Below are 14,485 nucleotides of genomic sequence, written 5' to 3' on the forward strand. Positions count from 1 at the left end.
GTTATGCCGTTCCAGCCCTCTGTGGCGCCATGCACACCACGGCAATTCTGCCATTCTCGGGCACTCGCGGCGCTTGTCTATAGTAGCTGCTGCGCCTTGCCGAAGGCCGCCTGCGGGTGGGCATGGGGGAAAAGTCTGACTGGGTAGTCAGTCATGGCGCTTTACCAGGGCGGGCGCGGTGGGTAACGTCTGCCGTCTGTCCTTCTATTACAAGCATTACAAGGAATCGCGTCATGAGTGAGTTGATTGCCTACCACCTCGAAGACGGTATCGCGACCCTGACCCTGAGCAACGGCAAGGTGAATGCCATTTCGCCGGCAGTGGTCAGTGCGTTTAATCAAGCGCTGGATCAGGCCGAGAAGGATCGGGCGGTGGTGATCATCACGGGCACGCCGGGGATTTTGTCCGGTGGCTATGATTTGAAGGTGATGACCGCCGGCCCTAAAGAAGCCGTGAGCCTGGTGACGTCGGGCTCCACCCTCGCCCGCCGCCTGTTGTCGCACCCGTTCCCGGTGATCGTGGCGTGCCCCGGGCACGCGGTGGCCAAGGGGGCATTCCTGCTGTTGTCGGCGGATTACCGGATCGGTGTAGACGGACCGTTCAGCATTGGTCTGAATGAAGTGATGATCGGCATGACCATGCATCACGCCGGGATCGAGCTGGCGCGGGATCGTCTGCGTAAGTCGGCGTTCCACCGTTCGGTGATCAATGCCGAGATGTTTAACCCGCAGGACGCATTGGGCGCCGGGTTCCTGGACAAGGTGGTGGCGCCGGAAGCGTTGCAGGCAGCCGCACTGGAAGCCGCTCGCCAGTTGAAGAAGATCAATATGAACGCCCACAAGCACACCAAGCTGAAGGTGCGTAAGGCGCTGCTGGAAGCCCTGGATGACGCGATCATTCAGGACCAAGGCCACTTGGGTTAATTAAACCTACGCCTGCTGAATCGAAGCCCGACCTTGAGTCGGGCTTTTTCTTACAAAGAATTCCGGTTTGCCTACAACCGCTCTAGACAGTGTCTGTCACAGCATGTTGAAACATGCGCTTAAACATCGCCTATCTTCTGACTCTATAGGGGCAATTGCCGAATACAGTGCACATCCGTACACTGCGCCACCTTTTGTCCCGATGGGCTGTGTCGATGCTTTTTTTGTTACGCATGTTGTTGATGGGCCTGCATTTTATGATTGCGGGCGTACTGGGCGTGCTGCTGGGGATCTGTCGGCCGTTCAATCCGGACAACAGCCGTTACTGCGCGCGCCTGTATGCGGTGCCGGCGATGTGGCTATTGCGCCTGCGAGTGAAGGCCGATGTCGACTCGCTGCGTAACAAGCCCAGCAGTTGCGTGATCATCGCCAACCATCAATCCAACTACGACCTGTTTGTGTTCGGCACCGTGGTGCCGTACCGCACGGTGTGTATCGGCAAGAAGAGCCTGAAGTGGGTGCCGTTGTTCGGACAGTTGTTCTGGCTGGCGGGCAATGTGTTGATCGACCGGGGCAATGCGCACAAGGCGCGGCGTTCGATGCTGACCACCACCCACACCTTGCAGCATGCCGACACCTCGATCTGGGTGTTCCCGGAAGGCACGCGCAACTTCGGTGAAACCCTGCTGCCGTTCAAGAAAGGCGCGTTCCAGATGGCGATCGCCGCAGGCGTGCCGATTGTGCAGGTGTGTGTCAGCACCTATGTGAAGCAGATGAAGCTCAATAGCTGGAACAGTGGCGATATTCTGATTCGCTCGTTGCCGCCGATTCCTACGAAGGGGCTGACGATGGATGACATGCCGCTGTTAATGCAGACCTGTCGCGAGCAAATGCGCGACTGCATCGAGGCGATGGACCGCGAGCTGCAAACCACGCCTGCAATCACGGCTGAACCCCGCCGAATTTGCTGACTCTGATTGGGCAGGGCAGCTAAGCTGCCTGACAGTTGTCATCTGCCATTCAAGAAGAAGCGATCAGCACTATGGGTAGAGTTGTTGCGGCCGCCGTCTATAGCGCCGGAAAGAAAGTCACTGATATCACCCTCGACGAAGGCGCCGCGTGGGCCGCCAAGCCTGACCACTTTGTGTGGATCGGCCTGGAAGAGCCCAGCGCACTGGAACTGGCCAACCTGCAGCGCCAGTTCAACCTGCACGAACTGGCCATCGAAGACGCCCTGGAAAAACACAGCCGCCCCAAGCTTGAAACCTTCGGCGACGCGCTGTTTATCGTGACCTACTCACCGGTGCGCGATAACGGCAAGCTGGAGTTTATCGAGACCCATATCTTTGCCGGCAACGGCTACATCATCACCGCCCGCAACGGCCACTCGGCATCCTACGGCTATGTGCGCCAGCGCTGTGAGGCGCGACCGCTGTTGCTGGAGCATGGGGAAGATTTCGTACTCTATGCGCTGCTGGATTTTGTTACCGAGAACTATCAGCCGGTGAGCGAGGCGATTCATGCCGAGGTCGATGAGCTGGAGCGCAACGTGTTGTGCAACTCCCTGAGTGAAGCGGATATCCAGAAACTCCACGGCCTGCGCCGCGATGTGCTGCGACTGAAGCGCTATGTGGCACCGATGGTGGAGATCAGTCAGGAATTGCAGAAACTGAGCTTCCCGTTTATCGACAAGAACATGCGTCCGTACTTTCGCGATGTGCAGATTCACGTCACCCGGCAGATGGAAGACCTGACCACCTTGCGGGATATCGCCAGCCAGACCATCGAGATTGGGGTGTTGCTGGAAGCCTCGCGCCAAAGCGTGGTGCAACGCAAGTTTGCCGCGTGGGCAGCGATTCTGGCGTTCCCGACGGCGGTGGCCGGGATTTACGGGATGAACTTCCAGAACATGCCGGAGCTGCAATGGCACTATGGGTATTTCGCGGTGCTGGGGTTTATTGCGGTGGGGTGTACAAGTTTGTGGGCCAGCTTCAAGCGTTCAGGCTGGCTGTAACAAACCCAGCTCAATTTGCTGAAGATCAAAAGTGTGGGAGCTGGCTTGCCTGCGATGCAGGCACCTCGGTTTGTCAGTTACACCAAGGTGATGCTATCGCAGGCAAGCCAGCTCCTACATTAATCTGCTTTGCCTTGAAGACCGTGCTTCTTGCCCTGGACGGTTTCAGGCCGCTCCTGCTTTTGGTTTGTGCGCCACAAACCGCATCATCCATTCCGCCACGGTAACGCCGTGATGGTCTCGCTCCAGGCTGGCCACACCGTTGGTGTAGACCTTCTCCCCCAGCGTTGTCTGAAGAATCTCCAGCAACTCGCGGGAATAGTCGTGGATAAATTCCGGGTGGCCCTGGAAGCACAGCACCTGGTCTTCAATGTGGTACGCCGCAAACGGGCAGAACTCGCTGGAGGCGATCACGGTGGCGTTTTCCGGCAAGGTGGTGACCTGGTCCTGGTGGCTGATCAACAGCGTCAGTTCTTCCACCACCGGGCTCATCCACGGTGCCTTGGCGTTCAGTTTGTAGTCATGGATGCCCATGCCCCAGCCCTTGGTCGCCCGCTCGGTCTTGCCACCCAACAGCAGCGCCAGCAACTGGTGGCCGAAGCAGATGCCGATCAGCTTGTCGCCGCGGGCATGGCGGTCCAGCAGGTAGGTCTTGAGGGTCTGGATCCACGGATCGGTGCCAAAGGAGTCGGCCTTGCTGCCCGTCACCAGGTACGCGTCGAACACTTCTTCATCCGCCGGGTATTCACCCTGCACCACGTTATAGATGACGAACTCGGCGGCAATAGGCTGTTTGGAGAACAGGCGCTTGAACATCTGCCCGTACCCTTGGTACTGATCGATCAGCCCAGGACGCAGGATATCGGTTTCCAGGATGCACACGCGTAACGACATAAAAAATACCTGACACGGCGATGGGAATAATGAACACCCCCAGAGCCTGCCTTGAAATACCCTTCCAAGGCAAGCCCCATCGCCATGCTCAATGTGGGAGCGGGTTTGCTCGCGAATGCGGTGTGTCAGTCAACACACTCGTTAGCTGATCCACCGCTTTCGCGAGCAAGTCGAATCGTCGCACCGCCGCTCCCACATTTGGATCACCGAAACGCTTCACCCTGTGCAGCTTTCTCCAACAGCAGCGCCGGCGGCGTGAAACGCTCACCATATTGCTCGGCCAGGTAGCGGGCGCGGGCGACGAAATCGTTCAGGCCGTACTGGTTGATGAATTGCAGCGCTCCGCCGCTCCAGGCGGCAAAACCGATACCGAAGATCGAGCCGACGTTGGCATCAGCCGTCGACATCAACACGCCCTCCTCCTCACAGCGCACGGTTTCGATGGCCTGGATGAACAGCAAACGGTCACGCACGTCTTGCGGCGAGATCTGTTGGCCAGGCTTTTCGAAGCGGTTTTTCAGCTCCGGCCACAGGTGTTTCTGCCCGCCCGCCGGGTACTCGTAGAAACCGCCACCCGCCGCCTTGCCCGGGCGCTTGTATTCATTGAGCAACAGGTCGATCACGGCAAACGCCGGGTGCTGCGGTAACGGCTTGCCTTCGGCCTGTAAGTCCTTGGCCGTCTGTTGACGGATATGGCTCATCAGGCTGAGGGAAACTTCGTCAGAGACCGCCAGCGGCCCCACCGGCATGCCGGCCTTGCGTGCCTCGGTCTCGATCATCGGCGCCGCCACGCCTTCGCCGAGCATGGCGATGCCTTCGTTGGTGAAGGTGCCGAACACCCGCGAGGTGAAGAAGCCGCGGCTGTCGTTGACCACGATCGGGGTTTTCTTGATTTGCAGTACGAAGTCGAACCCCCGCGCCAGGGTTTCGTCGCTGGTGCGGGCGCCCTTGATGATTTCCACCAGGGGCATTTTTTCCACCGGGCTGAAGAAGTGCAGGCCGATAAACTTGCCCTGGTCTGGAACGGCGGTGGCTAACCCGCTGATGGGCAAGGTGGAGGTGTTGGAGGCGATCACCGCTTCGGCGCCCACCACGTTTTGCGCGGCCGCCGAGACCTTGGCCTTGAGTTCCCGATCCTCGAAGACGGCTTCGATGATCAGGTCGCAGCCGGCAAGATCAGCATCGGATTCGGTAGGAACAATCCGCGCGAGGATGGTTTCCCGCTGTTCGGCGGTCAATTGCCCACGCCCGACCTTCTTGTCCAGCAACGTGGCCGAGTGGGCCTTGCCCTTCTCTGCCGCCGCCTGGCTGACGTCCTTGAGCACCACCTCAATGCCCGCCGAGGCGCTGACGTAGGCAATGCCCGCGCCCATCATCCCGGCGCCGAGCACGCCGACCTTGCGTGTCACATACGGCGCAAAGCCCTTGGGCCGCAAACTGCCGGCATTGATTTCATTGAGCTGGAACCAGAAGGTGCCAATCATGTTTTTCGCCACTTGCCCGGTGACCAGCTCGGTGAAGTAGCGGGTCTCGATCAAGTGCGCGGTGTCGAAATCCACCTGGGCACCTTCCACGGCGGCGCAGAGGATTTTTTCCGGGGCCGGGAAGCAGCCGTTGGTTTTGGCGCGCAGGATCGATGGCGCAATGGCGAGCATTTGCGCGACTTTCGGGTTGGACGGCGTACCACCCGGGATCTGGTAGCCCTTGATGTCCCAACGCTGTTTCGCCTCGGGGTTGGCCAGAATCCACGCCCGGGACTTGGCCAGCAGCTCGTCACGGTCTGCCGCCAGCTCATCAATCAACCCGGCTTGCAGCGCCTGCTGCGGCGTAATCTTTTTGCCTTCCAGCAAGTAGGGCAAGGCTTTTTCCAGGCCCAGCATCCGCACCATGCGCACCACACCGCCGCCACCCGGCAAAAGCCCGAGGGTGACTTCCGGCAGGCCAATCTGTACCGACTTGTGGTCCAGCGCCACACGGTGCTGGCACGCCAGGCAGATCTCCCAGCCACCGCCCAGCGCTGCGCCGTTGATCGCGGCCACTACCGGTTTGCCGAGGGTTTCCAGGGTGCGCAGTTGCGCCTTCAGCACCAGCACGCTGTCGTAGAAATCCTTGGCGTGGGGCTTGTCGACCTTGATCAGTTCATTAAGGTCGCCGCCGGCAAAGAAGGTCTTCTTCGCCGAGGTGATGATCACGCCCGCAATCGAATCCTTCTCGGCGTCCAGGCGGGCGACGGTGGCCGCCATGGCCTCGCGGTACACCCCGTTCATGGTGTTGGCGCTCTGGCCGGGCATGTCGATGGTCAGCACCACAATCTGGTCCTGGCCCTTTTCGTAACGAATGGCATCGGTCATGACTGATTCCTTAGGCTCAGAGGCGTTCGATGATAGTGGCGATACCCATGCCGCCGCCGACACACAGGGTGGCCAGGCCATAACGCTGCTGGCGCACCTCCAGCTCATCGAGCAAGGTGCCGAGAATCGCGCAGCCCGTGGCGCCCAGCGGGTGGCCCATGGCGATGGAGCCACCGTTGACGTTGACCCGGGCGGCGTCGATGCCCATGTCCTTGATGAACTTGAGCACCACCGACGCAAACGCTTCGTTGACCTCGAACAGGTCGATGTCTTCAACCCGCAAACCCGCCTTGGCCAGTGCCTTGCGGGTTGCCGGTGCCGGGCCGGTCAACATGATGGTGGGGTCGGTACTGGTGACAGCGGTGGCGACGATCCGCGCCCGGGGTTGCAGGCCGAGTTCGCGACCTTTTGCTTCAGAACCGATCAGCATCAGCGCCGCGCCATCGACAATCCCGGAACTGTTGCCCGGTGTGTGCACATGATTGATGCGTTCGACGTGGCTGTAGACCCGCAACGCCGTGGCGTCGAAGCCCATCTGGCCCATCATTTCGAAGCTGGGCTTGAGTTTGCCCAGGCCTTCGAGGGTGGAGTCGGCACGGATGAATTCGTCCTGATCCAGCAGCACAATGCCATTTTGGTCCTGCACGGCGATCAGCGACTTGTTGAAGGAGCCGTCTGATCTGGCCCGCGCCGCTTTCTGCTGTGAGTGCAGGGCAAAGGCGTCGACGTCCTGGCGGGTGAAGCCTTCCAGGGTGGCGATCAGGTCGGCACCGATGCCTTGCGGGGTGAAGTGGCTGTGCATATTGGTTTGCGGGTCGAGCACCCAGGCGCCGCCGTCACTGCCCATGGGCACTCGGGACATGGACTCGACGCCGCCCACCACCACGAGGTCTTCAAAGCCGGAGCGCACTTTCATCGCGCCGAGGTTCACGGCTTCCAGGCCCGAGGCGCAAAACCGGTTGATCTGCACACCGGCGACGCTGATATCCCAGTCCGCCACCAAGGCGGCGGTCTTGGCGATGTCGGCGCCCTGGTCGCCAATCGGTGTGACACAGCCCAGGACGATGTCATCCACTTGCCGGGTGTCGAGGTCGGTGCGCTGTTGCAGTGCCGTCAGCAAACCGGCCACCAGGTTCACCGGCTTGACGCTGTGCAGGGCGCCATCCGCCTTGCCTTTGCCCCGGGGCGTGCGTATCGCATCAAAGATCAAAGCTTGGGTCATGACGTCCTCGAATCACTATGCAACGAATCGTGCCCTTACCTTAGGCGCCGGGGCGCCGGATTCAATGACCGAACCGCTCATTGACCTTGACGCTCACGCTCAGACGAACGGTAGGAGGCTACGGGAATCGGCTGATTAATCGTTTTAGCTGTCTAGCCGTAGGGCTGGCGTCTGGCTGGCAATTGGCCTCATGCCTTTTTAATAATTTTTCTTCAGGTGATGAGACGAAATGGATCTAAGCCATGTAGAACGAGGGCTCTAAGGTTGAATCTGTAAGAGAAGTTAAAGGTTGCTGCCGGGTTTTGCTGGAGCACCTGTAGGAACTGTAAGAAAAGAGTCATGTAGCACCGTCATAGTTGAATCGACCGGCACGCATTTGACGCTCAGGAATAACAACAAAAGGCAGTCAGCCATGTTCAAGCATTCGAAAGTACGTCAGGCGGGACTTATTCTGTTCGCCACCACCCTGATTCTGATCTTGCCCAACCTCACCAAGGTCATTGGGTGACCTCTCACACCCCACATTCTGCGCAGACACAGCGCCAGGATCGCAGCCTTTGGCAGCGCCTTTCGGGATATTGCGTATAGCGATCCCGTCAAGGGCTGCCGTTTTGCGCGCCGAGATTTTTTGATTTTGCGGTATCGTGAGTTCCACCGCCTTTTCCGATATGTGGCCCTTCCTTGAAACAGATCATCGTCCTCCTGATCCTGCTGCTGGCCTTGCCGGCGCACGCCGCGAAATTGACCGTCGAGCTGGATCACGCCAGCAAAACCTGGGAAACCACCGAACTGCTCAAGCGTCCGGATGTGCAGACGGTGCAGATCGTTGATGACGTTTCCTACAAGCGCAATATGACGTATCGCGCAGTGCCGCTGGCAGCACTGTTGCCGGGCATCACGCCGGAAAATCATCTGCAGGCAGTGGCCCTCGACGGCTTTGCCGCGGAACTGACGGCGGCACCGCTGCTATCAAAAAGCGGCGCGCGGGCCTGGCTGGCGGTGGAAGATCCGGCGCATCCGTGGCCGCCACTGGCAGACGGCAAGCCCAGTGCCGGGCCGTTTTATCTGGTGTGGACCGATCCGCAGGCAGGCAATATCAGCCCTGAGCAGTGGCCGTTTCAGATTTCCGGGATCAAGCAGTTGAAGACGGTGGCGGAGCGCTTCCCGGCGTTGTTGCCGGATCCGAAACTGGCGGCGAATGACCCGGTGAATCAGGGGTTCGCACTGTTCCAGAAGAACTGCCTGGCATGTCATCGCCTGAACGGGGCCGGCGATGCGCAGGTGGGGCCGGACCTGAATATTCCTTACAACCCCACTGAATATTTTGCCGGGGATTTCCTCAAGCGCTACATCCGCGATCCGCAAAGCATGCGGCATTGGCCACAGGCGAAGATGCCGGCGTTTGCCACCAGCGTGTTGCCGGATGCGGACCTGGATCTGCTGGTGGGGTATTTGAAGCATATGGCGGGCAGAAAGCAGCCTTAAGGCTCAGGTAAATCTGTGGCGAGGGAGCTTGCTCCCTCGCCACAAAAAGCTTTCCTGGCACAGAGAGCTTTCCTGCTACACACAGCTCCCTCTCTCCCTGGATCCTACTGCTGCTGCACCGAAATCACCGGTGTCGGTGCTACAAATACCTTGGCATGCATCTGCTCATGCCCTCCCCCACGACGCATGCCTCGTACCGGGCAGGCGTCCAGGTAATCCAGACCCACCGCCAGCTTCAAATGCCGCTCCGGCCGCGCCAGTTGATTGGTCACGTCAAAACTGTACCAGGCGTCATCCAGCCACGCTTCAGCCCAGGCATGGCTGGCGAGGTGCTCGCAGTCTTCGCTGTACAAATACCCCGACACATAACGCGCCGGAATCCCCAGGCTGCGGGCACAGGCGAGGAAGGCGTGGGTGTGGTCCTGGCACACCCCGGCACGCCCGGCAAACGCCTTGGCCGCACAGGTGTCGACTTCGGTAGAACCCGGCGAATAGGTCATGTACTGGTTCAGCGCGTGCATCAGGTCGATCAATGCGCTGCGGTCGCGGCGTTGATGGCAATGCTTTTCGGCAAAGCTGCGCAGGGCCTCGTCCGGCTCGGTCAACCGGGTGCAGCGCAGGAACGGGAAGGCCGACTGGCTTTCATGTTCGGCTTCGCGCAATTCGTCGATATCCACCTGGCCACGGGCGCCAATGATGATGGCTTCATGGGGCTCGTCCAGGGTCAACACGTGCAGGATATTGCCGAACGGGTCCAGTTGCGCCCGTACCGGCCGGGGCAAGTCCAACTGCCAACTGAGGACATGCTGGCGCTCGCTGTCGTGGGGCGTGAGCCGCAGGTACTGGATGCTGGCACGCACCTGGTCTTCGTAGTGGTAGGTGGTTTCGTGGCTGATGGAAAGTCTCATGCCGCCTCCAGGTAGGAACTGTAAATAGCATCGCCCAGCTCGCGCACGAGCGGGATGAAGTCGGTCAGCCAAGCGTGCAGGCCTTCCTCGAGAATTTCGTCGATGGCGGTATAGCGCAGGCGTGCGTCCATTTCCGCTGCCAGGCGTTGGGCCGGGCGACCGTTGATGCCGGGCAGGCTGCCAAGGATCTGGTCGATCTCTTCACTGCAGGCCCGCAGCGACCGCGGCACGTCGGCGCGCAGCAGCAACAGCTCGGCGACTTGTCGGGCGCCCGGGGCATCACGGTAGATTTCGGTGTAGGCCTCGAACGACGACAACGCCCGCAACAACGCACTCCATTGATAGTAGGCATGGGCGGTACCATCGGTGACCGCTTCGGCCTGGTCGCCGGCCATTTCATAGCGGGCGTCGAGCAAGCGCAGGGTGTTGTCGGCGCGCTCGATAAAGGTGCCCAGGCGAATAAAACGAAAGGCGTCGTTACGCATGATGGTGCCGTAGGTGGCACCGCGGAACAGGTGGGAACGTTCCTTGACCCACTCGCAGAACCGGCTCATGCCGTAGCGGCTCAGGCCTTGCTGGGCGATGTCGCGAATTTCCAGCCAGGTGGCGTTGATGTTTTCCCACATGTCGGCGGTGATTCGCCCACGCACGGCATGGGCACTGGCGCGTGCAGCGCCGAGGCAGCTGTAGATGCTGGCCGGGTTCGCCGCATCCAGGGCGAAGAAGTGCAGCAGGCGTTCGGCGTGCAGTTCACCGTGGCGCTCGCGGTAATCGTCGAGGGTGCCGGTGATCAGCAGCGGCATCGCCAGTTCATGCAGGCCATCGCCGCGCCCGTCCTGGGGCATCAGCGACAGCGAATAACTGACATCGAGCATCCGCGCGAGGTTTTCCGCGCGCTCCAGGTAGCGTGACATCCAATACAAATCCGAGGCAGTTCTACTCAACATATTTCAATCCTCGACCACCCAGGTGTCTTTGGTGCCGCCGCCCTGGGACGAGTTGACCACCAGCGAGCCTTCCCGCAGCGCCACACGAGTCAGGCCGCCGGGGACCACACGGGTTTCCTTGCCTTGCAGCACAAACGGGCGCAGGTCGATGTGGCGTGGCGCGATGCCGTTTTCGACGAAGGTCGGGCATGTCGACAGGCACAGGGTCGGTTGCGCGATATAGGCGTGGGGCTTGGCCTTGATGCGTGCGCGGAAGGCTTCGATTTCCGCCGCCGAGGCGGCCGGGCCGACTAACATGCCGTAGCCACCGGAGCCCTGGGTTTCCTTCACCACCAAGTCCGGAAGGTTGGCGAGCACGTGGGACAGTTCGCTGGGATTACGGCACTGGAACGTCGGAACATTCTTCAGGATCGGTTCTTCATCCAGGTAAAAACGGATCATCTCGGTGACGAAGGGGTACACCGACTTGTCATCCGCCACCCCGGTGCCGATGGCATTGGCCAACACCACGTTGCCCGAGCGGTACGCCGCCAGCAGGCCCGGCACGCCGAGCATGGAGTCCGGGTTGAAGGCCAGCGGGTCGAGGAACGCGTCGTCGAGGCGACGGTAGATCACATCCACCGCCTTGGGACCATCGGTGGTGCGCATGAACACGCGGTCATCACGCACGAACAGGTCGGCGCCTTCCACCAGTTCCACGCCCATTTCCCGGGCCAGGAATGCATGCTCGAAGAACGCACTGTTGAAACGCCCAGGCGTCAGCACCACCACACTGGGATTATCCAGCGGGCTGGAGCTTTTCAGGGTGTCGAGCAACAGGTTGGGATAGTGGTCGATGGGCGCAATGCGCTGGGCCGCGAACAGTTCGGGGAACAGGCGCATCATCATCTTGCGGTCTTCGAGCATGTAGCTCACGCCGCTGGGGGTACGCAGATTGTCTTCGAGGACGTAGTAAGTGCCGTCGCCATCGCGTACGAGGTCGACACCTGAGATGTGGGAATAGATATCCCGATGCAGGTCCAGGCCCTGCATCGCCAACTGGTACTGCTCGTTGGCCAGGACTTGCTCGGCGGGGATGATCCCAGCCTTGATAATGCGTTGTTCGTGGTAGAGGTCGGCGAGAAACATGTTCAGCGCCTTGACCCGCTGGATGCAGCCGCGCTCGACGATCCGCCATTCACTGGCCGGGATGCTGCGGGGGATCGTGTCGAAGGGGATCAGGCGCTCGGTACCTTGCTCATCGCCATACAAGGTGAAGGTGATACCGGCCCGGTGAAACAGCAAATCGGCTTCGCGCCGGCGCTGGGCCAGCAGTTCGGCCGGCGTGTCGGCCAACCAGCGGGCAAATTCGCGGTAATGGGGGCGCACCTGCCCTGCCCCGTCGTACATCTCATCATAATAAGTGCGGATCATGCCGTACTCCTTGTCACCCGGACGCCAGAACCATCGCAAGGCCCGTGCCAGCGGCATAAACACTTAAGTATCAATCAGTTGGATATAGACGCAGGTCTCATCGCACCATCCCGGTGCAGCAAATGCCCGCTGTCATGGGCGGCGCCTCATTGCAATGCAGGCCATGACTATCACCAGCATAGTCAGAGTTGATTTCACTGCCCGGCAAACCCCGCGGATAATCACCTCCATCAGCTGAACAGGACGCGTCCTACAGCCTCATCCATTGCGCATTACCGCTTGTACCGAATCGCTCTCCTCCTTTGCGATCTTCCCTTTGGCCACCCTGCTCGGGTGGCTTTTTTTTGCGCAGGATTTTTCCCGCGCCAGAAACAAAAACGGCCGACCCAAAGGTCAGCCGATACGCTGTGTTGTTGCTCATGTCGCTACATGGGTAACCCACGCACCTCCTGTTTCACGCCCCATCCCTCGATGATTCCGCCCAAGGGCTCGACCACCGCCTCAAAGTCCTGCTCGAAGTCTCCTATGCCGTCGTAGGTGGCGAACATGATTTTGCTCAATTCCAGGTACCAGGCGCCGTCATCCCGTGCGCTGACCTGGGCATTCAGGGATTCCCCACGAAACCGACCCGCAGCCCGCCGCGCACGTTCCTCATCCGGGAAAATGGCGTAGAACTCGATGGGATGGAAACGCGAGAAGTCAAAGCCGCCCTCTTTCATGCGGCGCAACACGTTGGTGCTGATGTCTTCTTGATAGGCTGTGCTCATGAAACGTCCTCCTCAAACCGATGGATAGACTTTCCGTGCTTCCCAAGGCCCGCGCTGCAAGGGCGCGGGTGTTACGGCAGTGACGTCGCCGCTGGGAGACAAGCATGTAGCTGACAAGACCAGACCTTAGCGATTCATTCGCTGATCTCCATTGCAGAGTAGCGCGAAGCTATCACCTCCACCAGAGTCTGTTTAAAGGCGTACAGGGAATATTCAGGCGGCGGGTTCGACGTTGAGGTCTTTGATGCTGTTTTGATCTTTCAGAATCTTGACCGTGGGTTCGGCGATACGCCCCTCCAGATCGTTGAGATCCAGTTCCTCCAGCACCGGTGATACGCGGGCGCGAACCAGGCGCGCAGCTTCTTCAAGCGTGGGTTTTTGCTCGCACTCGAATTGCTCGACTACCGACTCACCATGATCATTGGTGAAGGAAACGTTCCACTTTGGCATCAGAGCCTCCTCGATAAAACCCATGGGTGGGCTTACATCTATCTGGACCTTGAGGGCCTGGAAATCGTTCCACTCAAGGCAGGAGGCACCTGATCAACTGCAGTTATTTTTCAGCGTGTTCTTTCAGGGCTTTCAAGGTGTTGAACGGTGCGTCCACCACGAACTTGTTGGCCAACCAAGACGGCACGCTGCCACCTGGCTCGGTGTGCACCTGGTAGGTCACTTCGGTCAGGTTGTCGCCTTTAGGCACCAGCTTCCAGTAACCATCGACCTGGGCTACGCGCACATAGCCTTTGACTTCTGGCTGGTAGGTCGGCACTTCCAACAGCTTGCGGGTGACGGTGCCGTCGGCAGCCTTGGTGGTGGTGATTTCCAGGATCGAGTCACGATCGGTCACCGGGAACGGTGCCTTGAACTGGGTGTAGGTCCAGCTCTTGTCGCCTTCCTGCTTGAGCAGTTTCTGCGACTTGCATTCGTGGATCCAGGAGCAGGCCCCCGCCACGTCTTCCTGCAGCGCCTGGATCTTGGCCAGCGGCGCCTTGATGGTCGTCACACCGCGATAAGCCTTGTACTTGGAACCGGCAATTTCACTCAAGGACACTTTGATGCCGTCTTCATCCTTGGCCGTCTGCCAGTCTTCAGCATGCGCTGCGGCAGCGAACAACGCGGTAAAACCGCACAACACAGCAATTCGTTTCAGTGAACCCATGGTCTTATTCCTTATTGTTGAAGTTCAGTACTTTGAACAGCCCACTAAGCCGCCGTCATCTGTTCCCACCAGCCGATCAACCTGATCGCTTCTGCCTGGCTACTGCCGCAGACCTCGATATCCGCCTGGAACGAACTACACACTGCGGGCCGCTCAGGCTGGCCAAACAACTGGCACAGTTGTTCGACCGAAAGATGCAGGCAGCGTTCGCCCGCCGGTTTGCCGGCAGGCATTCCCGGCAACGGAGAACTGATGGATGGGGCAATGCAGCAAGCGCCACAGCCTTCACGGCATTTCATGACGAACAGATCCTCGACAACTCAAGTGTTGATGGCCACGTAAGACTACGCCCTTAAACAGACGTTTTAAATTGGCTTAACAGGGGTTTTTCACCGAAAACAA

General features: G+C 59.6%; 14 protein-coding genes. 4 read left to right on the forward strand and 10 right to left on the reverse strand.

What is annotated here, in order from left to right; translation table 11 throughout:
- Nucleotides 1-233 precede the first annotated feature (233 nt).
- The 3 genes from HX873_RS15075 (at nt 234) to HX873_RS15085 (ending at nt 2,937) form a co-directional block, all read left to right on the forward strand.
- Nucleotides 234-923: a crotonase/enoyl-CoA hydratase family protein gene (locus HX873_RS15075; RefSeq protein ID WP_177122856.1), complete on the forward strand. Its 690-nt coding sequence runs from the start codon at nt 234-236 to the stop codon at nt 921-923.
- Between the two features lie 215 nt (nt 924-1,138).
- Nucleotides 1,139-1,894 carry a 1-acyl-sn-glycerol-3-phosphate acyltransferase gene (locus HX873_RS15080; RefSeq protein WP_004371188.1) on the forward strand — a complete coding sequence of 252 codons (756 nt, stop codon included), beginning with the start codon at nt 1,139-1,141 and terminating at the stop codon, nt 1,892-1,894.
- 71 nt (nt 1,895-1,965) lie between these two features.
- Nucleotides 1,966-2,937: a magnesium and cobalt transport protein CorA gene (locus tag HX873_RS15085; protein ID WP_004371189.1), complete on the forward strand. Its 972-nt coding sequence runs from the start codon at nt 1,966-1,968 to the stop codon at nt 2,935-2,937.
- Between the two features lie 165 nt (nt 2,938-3,102).
- On the opposite strand, the gene HX873_RS15090 is transcribed toward HX873_RS15085, so the two are convergent.
- The 3 genes from HX873_RS15090 to HX873_RS15100 all read right to left on the reverse strand — a co-directional run bounded on the left by HX873_RS15090 (nt 3,103) and on the right by HX873_RS15100 (nt 7,404).
- On the reverse strand, nt 3,103-3,831 hold the full coding sequence (locus tag HX873_RS15090) for an amidotransferase (protein ID WP_087692757.1): 729 nt from the start codon (nt 3,829-3,831) through the stop codon (nt 3,103-3,105).
- Between the two features lie 203 nt (nt 3,832-4,034).
- Nucleotides 4,035-6,182 carry a 3-hydroxyacyl-CoA dehydrogenase NAD-binding domain-containing protein gene (locus HX873_RS15095; RefSeq protein WP_177122857.1) on the reverse strand — a complete coding sequence of 716 codons (2,148 nt, stop codon included), beginning with the start codon at nt 6,180-6,182 and terminating at the stop codon, nt 4,035-4,037.
- 16 nt (nt 6,183-6,198) lie between these two features.
- Complete coding sequence (locus HX873_RS15100; protein ID WP_008434901.1) at nt 6,199-7,404, reverse strand: acetyl-CoA C-acetyltransferase; 1,206 nt, start codon at nt 7,402-7,404, stop codon at nt 6,199-6,201.
- A 681-nt stretch (nt 7,405-8,085) separates the two neighbouring features.
- Between HX873_RS15100 and HX873_RS15105 the strand changes: the two genes are divergently transcribed.
- Nucleotides 8,086-8,889, forward strand: coding sequence for a cytochrome c (locus tag HX873_RS15105; RefSeq protein WP_177019576.1), 804 nt, complete (start codon nt 8,086-8,088; stop codon nt 8,887-8,889).
- A gap of 104 nt (nt 8,890-8,993) precedes the next feature.
- On the opposite strand, the gene HX873_RS15110 is transcribed toward HX873_RS15105, so the two are convergent.
- The 7 genes from HX873_RS15110 to HX873_RS15140 form a co-directional block, all read right to left on the reverse strand.
- Nucleotides 8,994-9,797, reverse strand: a complete 804-nt coding sequence (locus HX873_RS15110) for a transglutaminase family protein (RefSeq protein ID WP_004371203.1) — start codon at nt 9,795-9,797, stop codon at nt 8,994-8,996.
- On the reverse strand, nt 9,794-10,744 hold the full coding sequence (locus HX873_RS15115) for an alpha-E domain-containing protein (protein WP_004371204.1): 951 nt from the start codon (nt 10,742-10,744) through the stop codon (nt 9,794-9,796). The genes HX873_RS15110 and HX873_RS15115 overlap by 4 nt, the downstream gene beginning before the upstream one ends.
- Nucleotides 10,745-10,747: 3 nt before the next feature.
- A complete protein-coding gene (locus HX873_RS15120; protein ID WP_087692761.1) occupies nt 10,748-12,157 on the reverse strand; it encodes a circularly permuted type 2 ATP-grasp protein in 1,410 nt (469 codons plus the stop codon).
- A gap of 425 nt (nt 12,158-12,582) precedes the next feature.
- Nucleotides 12,583-12,924: a ribonuclease E inhibitor RraB gene (locus HX873_RS15125; RefSeq protein ID WP_003193463.1), complete on the reverse strand. Its 342-nt coding sequence runs from the start codon at nt 12,922-12,924 to the stop codon at nt 12,583-12,585.
- A 213-nt stretch (nt 12,925-13,137) separates the two neighbouring features.
- Nucleotides 13,138-13,398, reverse strand: a complete 261-nt coding sequence (locus HX873_RS15130) for a hypothetical protein (RefSeq protein ID WP_008434908.1) — start codon at nt 13,396-13,398, stop codon at nt 13,138-13,140.
- A gap of 79 nt (nt 13,399-13,477) precedes the next feature.
- Nucleotides 13,478-14,083 (reverse strand): START domain-containing protein, encoded by a 606-nt coding sequence (locus HX873_RS15135; RefSeq protein ID WP_004371215.1) that lies wholly within the window; start codon nt 14,081-14,083, stop codon nt 13,478-13,480.
- A gap of 44 nt (nt 14,084-14,127) precedes the next feature.
- Nucleotides 14,128-14,382, reverse strand: a complete 255-nt coding sequence (locus HX873_RS15140) for a YkgJ family cysteine cluster protein (RefSeq protein ID WP_004371217.1) — start codon at nt 14,380-14,382, stop codon at nt 14,128-14,130.
- Nucleotides 14,383-14,485 lie beyond the last annotated feature (103 nt).

This window comes from Pseudomonas sp. P7758 (assembly GCF_013386485.1).
Taxonomy (GTDB): Bacteria; Pseudomonadota; Gammaproteobacteria; order Pseudomonadales; family Pseudomonadaceae; genus Aquipseudomonas.

Excerpts from the sequence above, each read along its gene's own strand:
- HX873_RS15130 (WP_008434908.1), bottom strand. The coding sequence starts at position 13,398 with ATGGGTTTTATCGAGGAGGCTCTGATGCCAAAGTGGAACGTTTCCTTC.
- HX873_RS15115 (WP_004371204.1), bottom strand. The coding sequence starts at position 10,744 with ATGTTGAGTAGAACTGCCTCGGATTTGTATTGGATGTCACGCTACCTG.
- HX873_RS15100 (WP_008434901.1), bottom strand. The coding sequence starts at position 7,404 with ATGACCCAAGCTTTGATCTTTGATGCGATACGCACGCCCCGGGGCAAA.
- HX873_RS15110 (WP_004371203.1), bottom strand. The coding sequence starts at position 9,797 with ATGAGACTTTCCATCAGCCACGAAACCACCTACCACTACGAAGACCAG.
- HX873_RS15120 (WP_087692761.1), bottom strand. The coding sequence starts at position 12,157 with ATGATCCGCACTTATTATGATGAGATGTACGACGGGGCAGGGCAGGTG.
- HX873_RS15095 (WP_177122857.1), bottom strand. The coding sequence starts at position 6,182 with ATGACCGATGCCATTCGTTACGAAAAGGGCCAGGACCAGATTGTGGTG.
- HX873_RS15140 (WP_004371217.1), bottom strand. The coding sequence starts at position 14,382 with ATGAAATGCCGTGAAGGCTGTGGCGCTTGCTGCATTGCCCCATCCATC.
- HX873_RS15085 (WP_004371189.1), top strand. The coding sequence starts at position 1,966 with ATGGGTAGAGTTGTTGCGGCCGCCGTCTATAGCGCCGGAAAGAAAGTC.
- HX873_RS15075 (WP_177122856.1), top strand. The coding sequence starts at position 234 with ATGAGTGAGTTGATTGCCTACCACCTCGAAGACGGTATCGCGACCCTG.
- HX873_RS15135 (WP_004371215.1), bottom strand. The coding sequence starts at position 14,083 with ATGGGTTCACTGAAACGAATTGCTGTGTTGTGCGGTTTTACCGCGTTG.
- HX873_RS15125 (WP_003193463.1), bottom strand. The coding sequence starts at position 12,924 with ATGAGCACAGCCTATCAAGAAGACATCAGCACCAACGTGTTGCGCCGC.
- HX873_RS15080 (WP_004371188.1), top strand. The coding sequence starts at position 1,139 with ATGCTTTTTTTGTTACGCATGTTGTTGATGGGCCTGCATTTTATGATT.
- HX873_RS15090 (WP_087692757.1), bottom strand. The coding sequence starts at position 3,831 with ATGTCGTTACGCGTGTGCATCCTGGAAACCGATATCCTGCGTCCTGGG.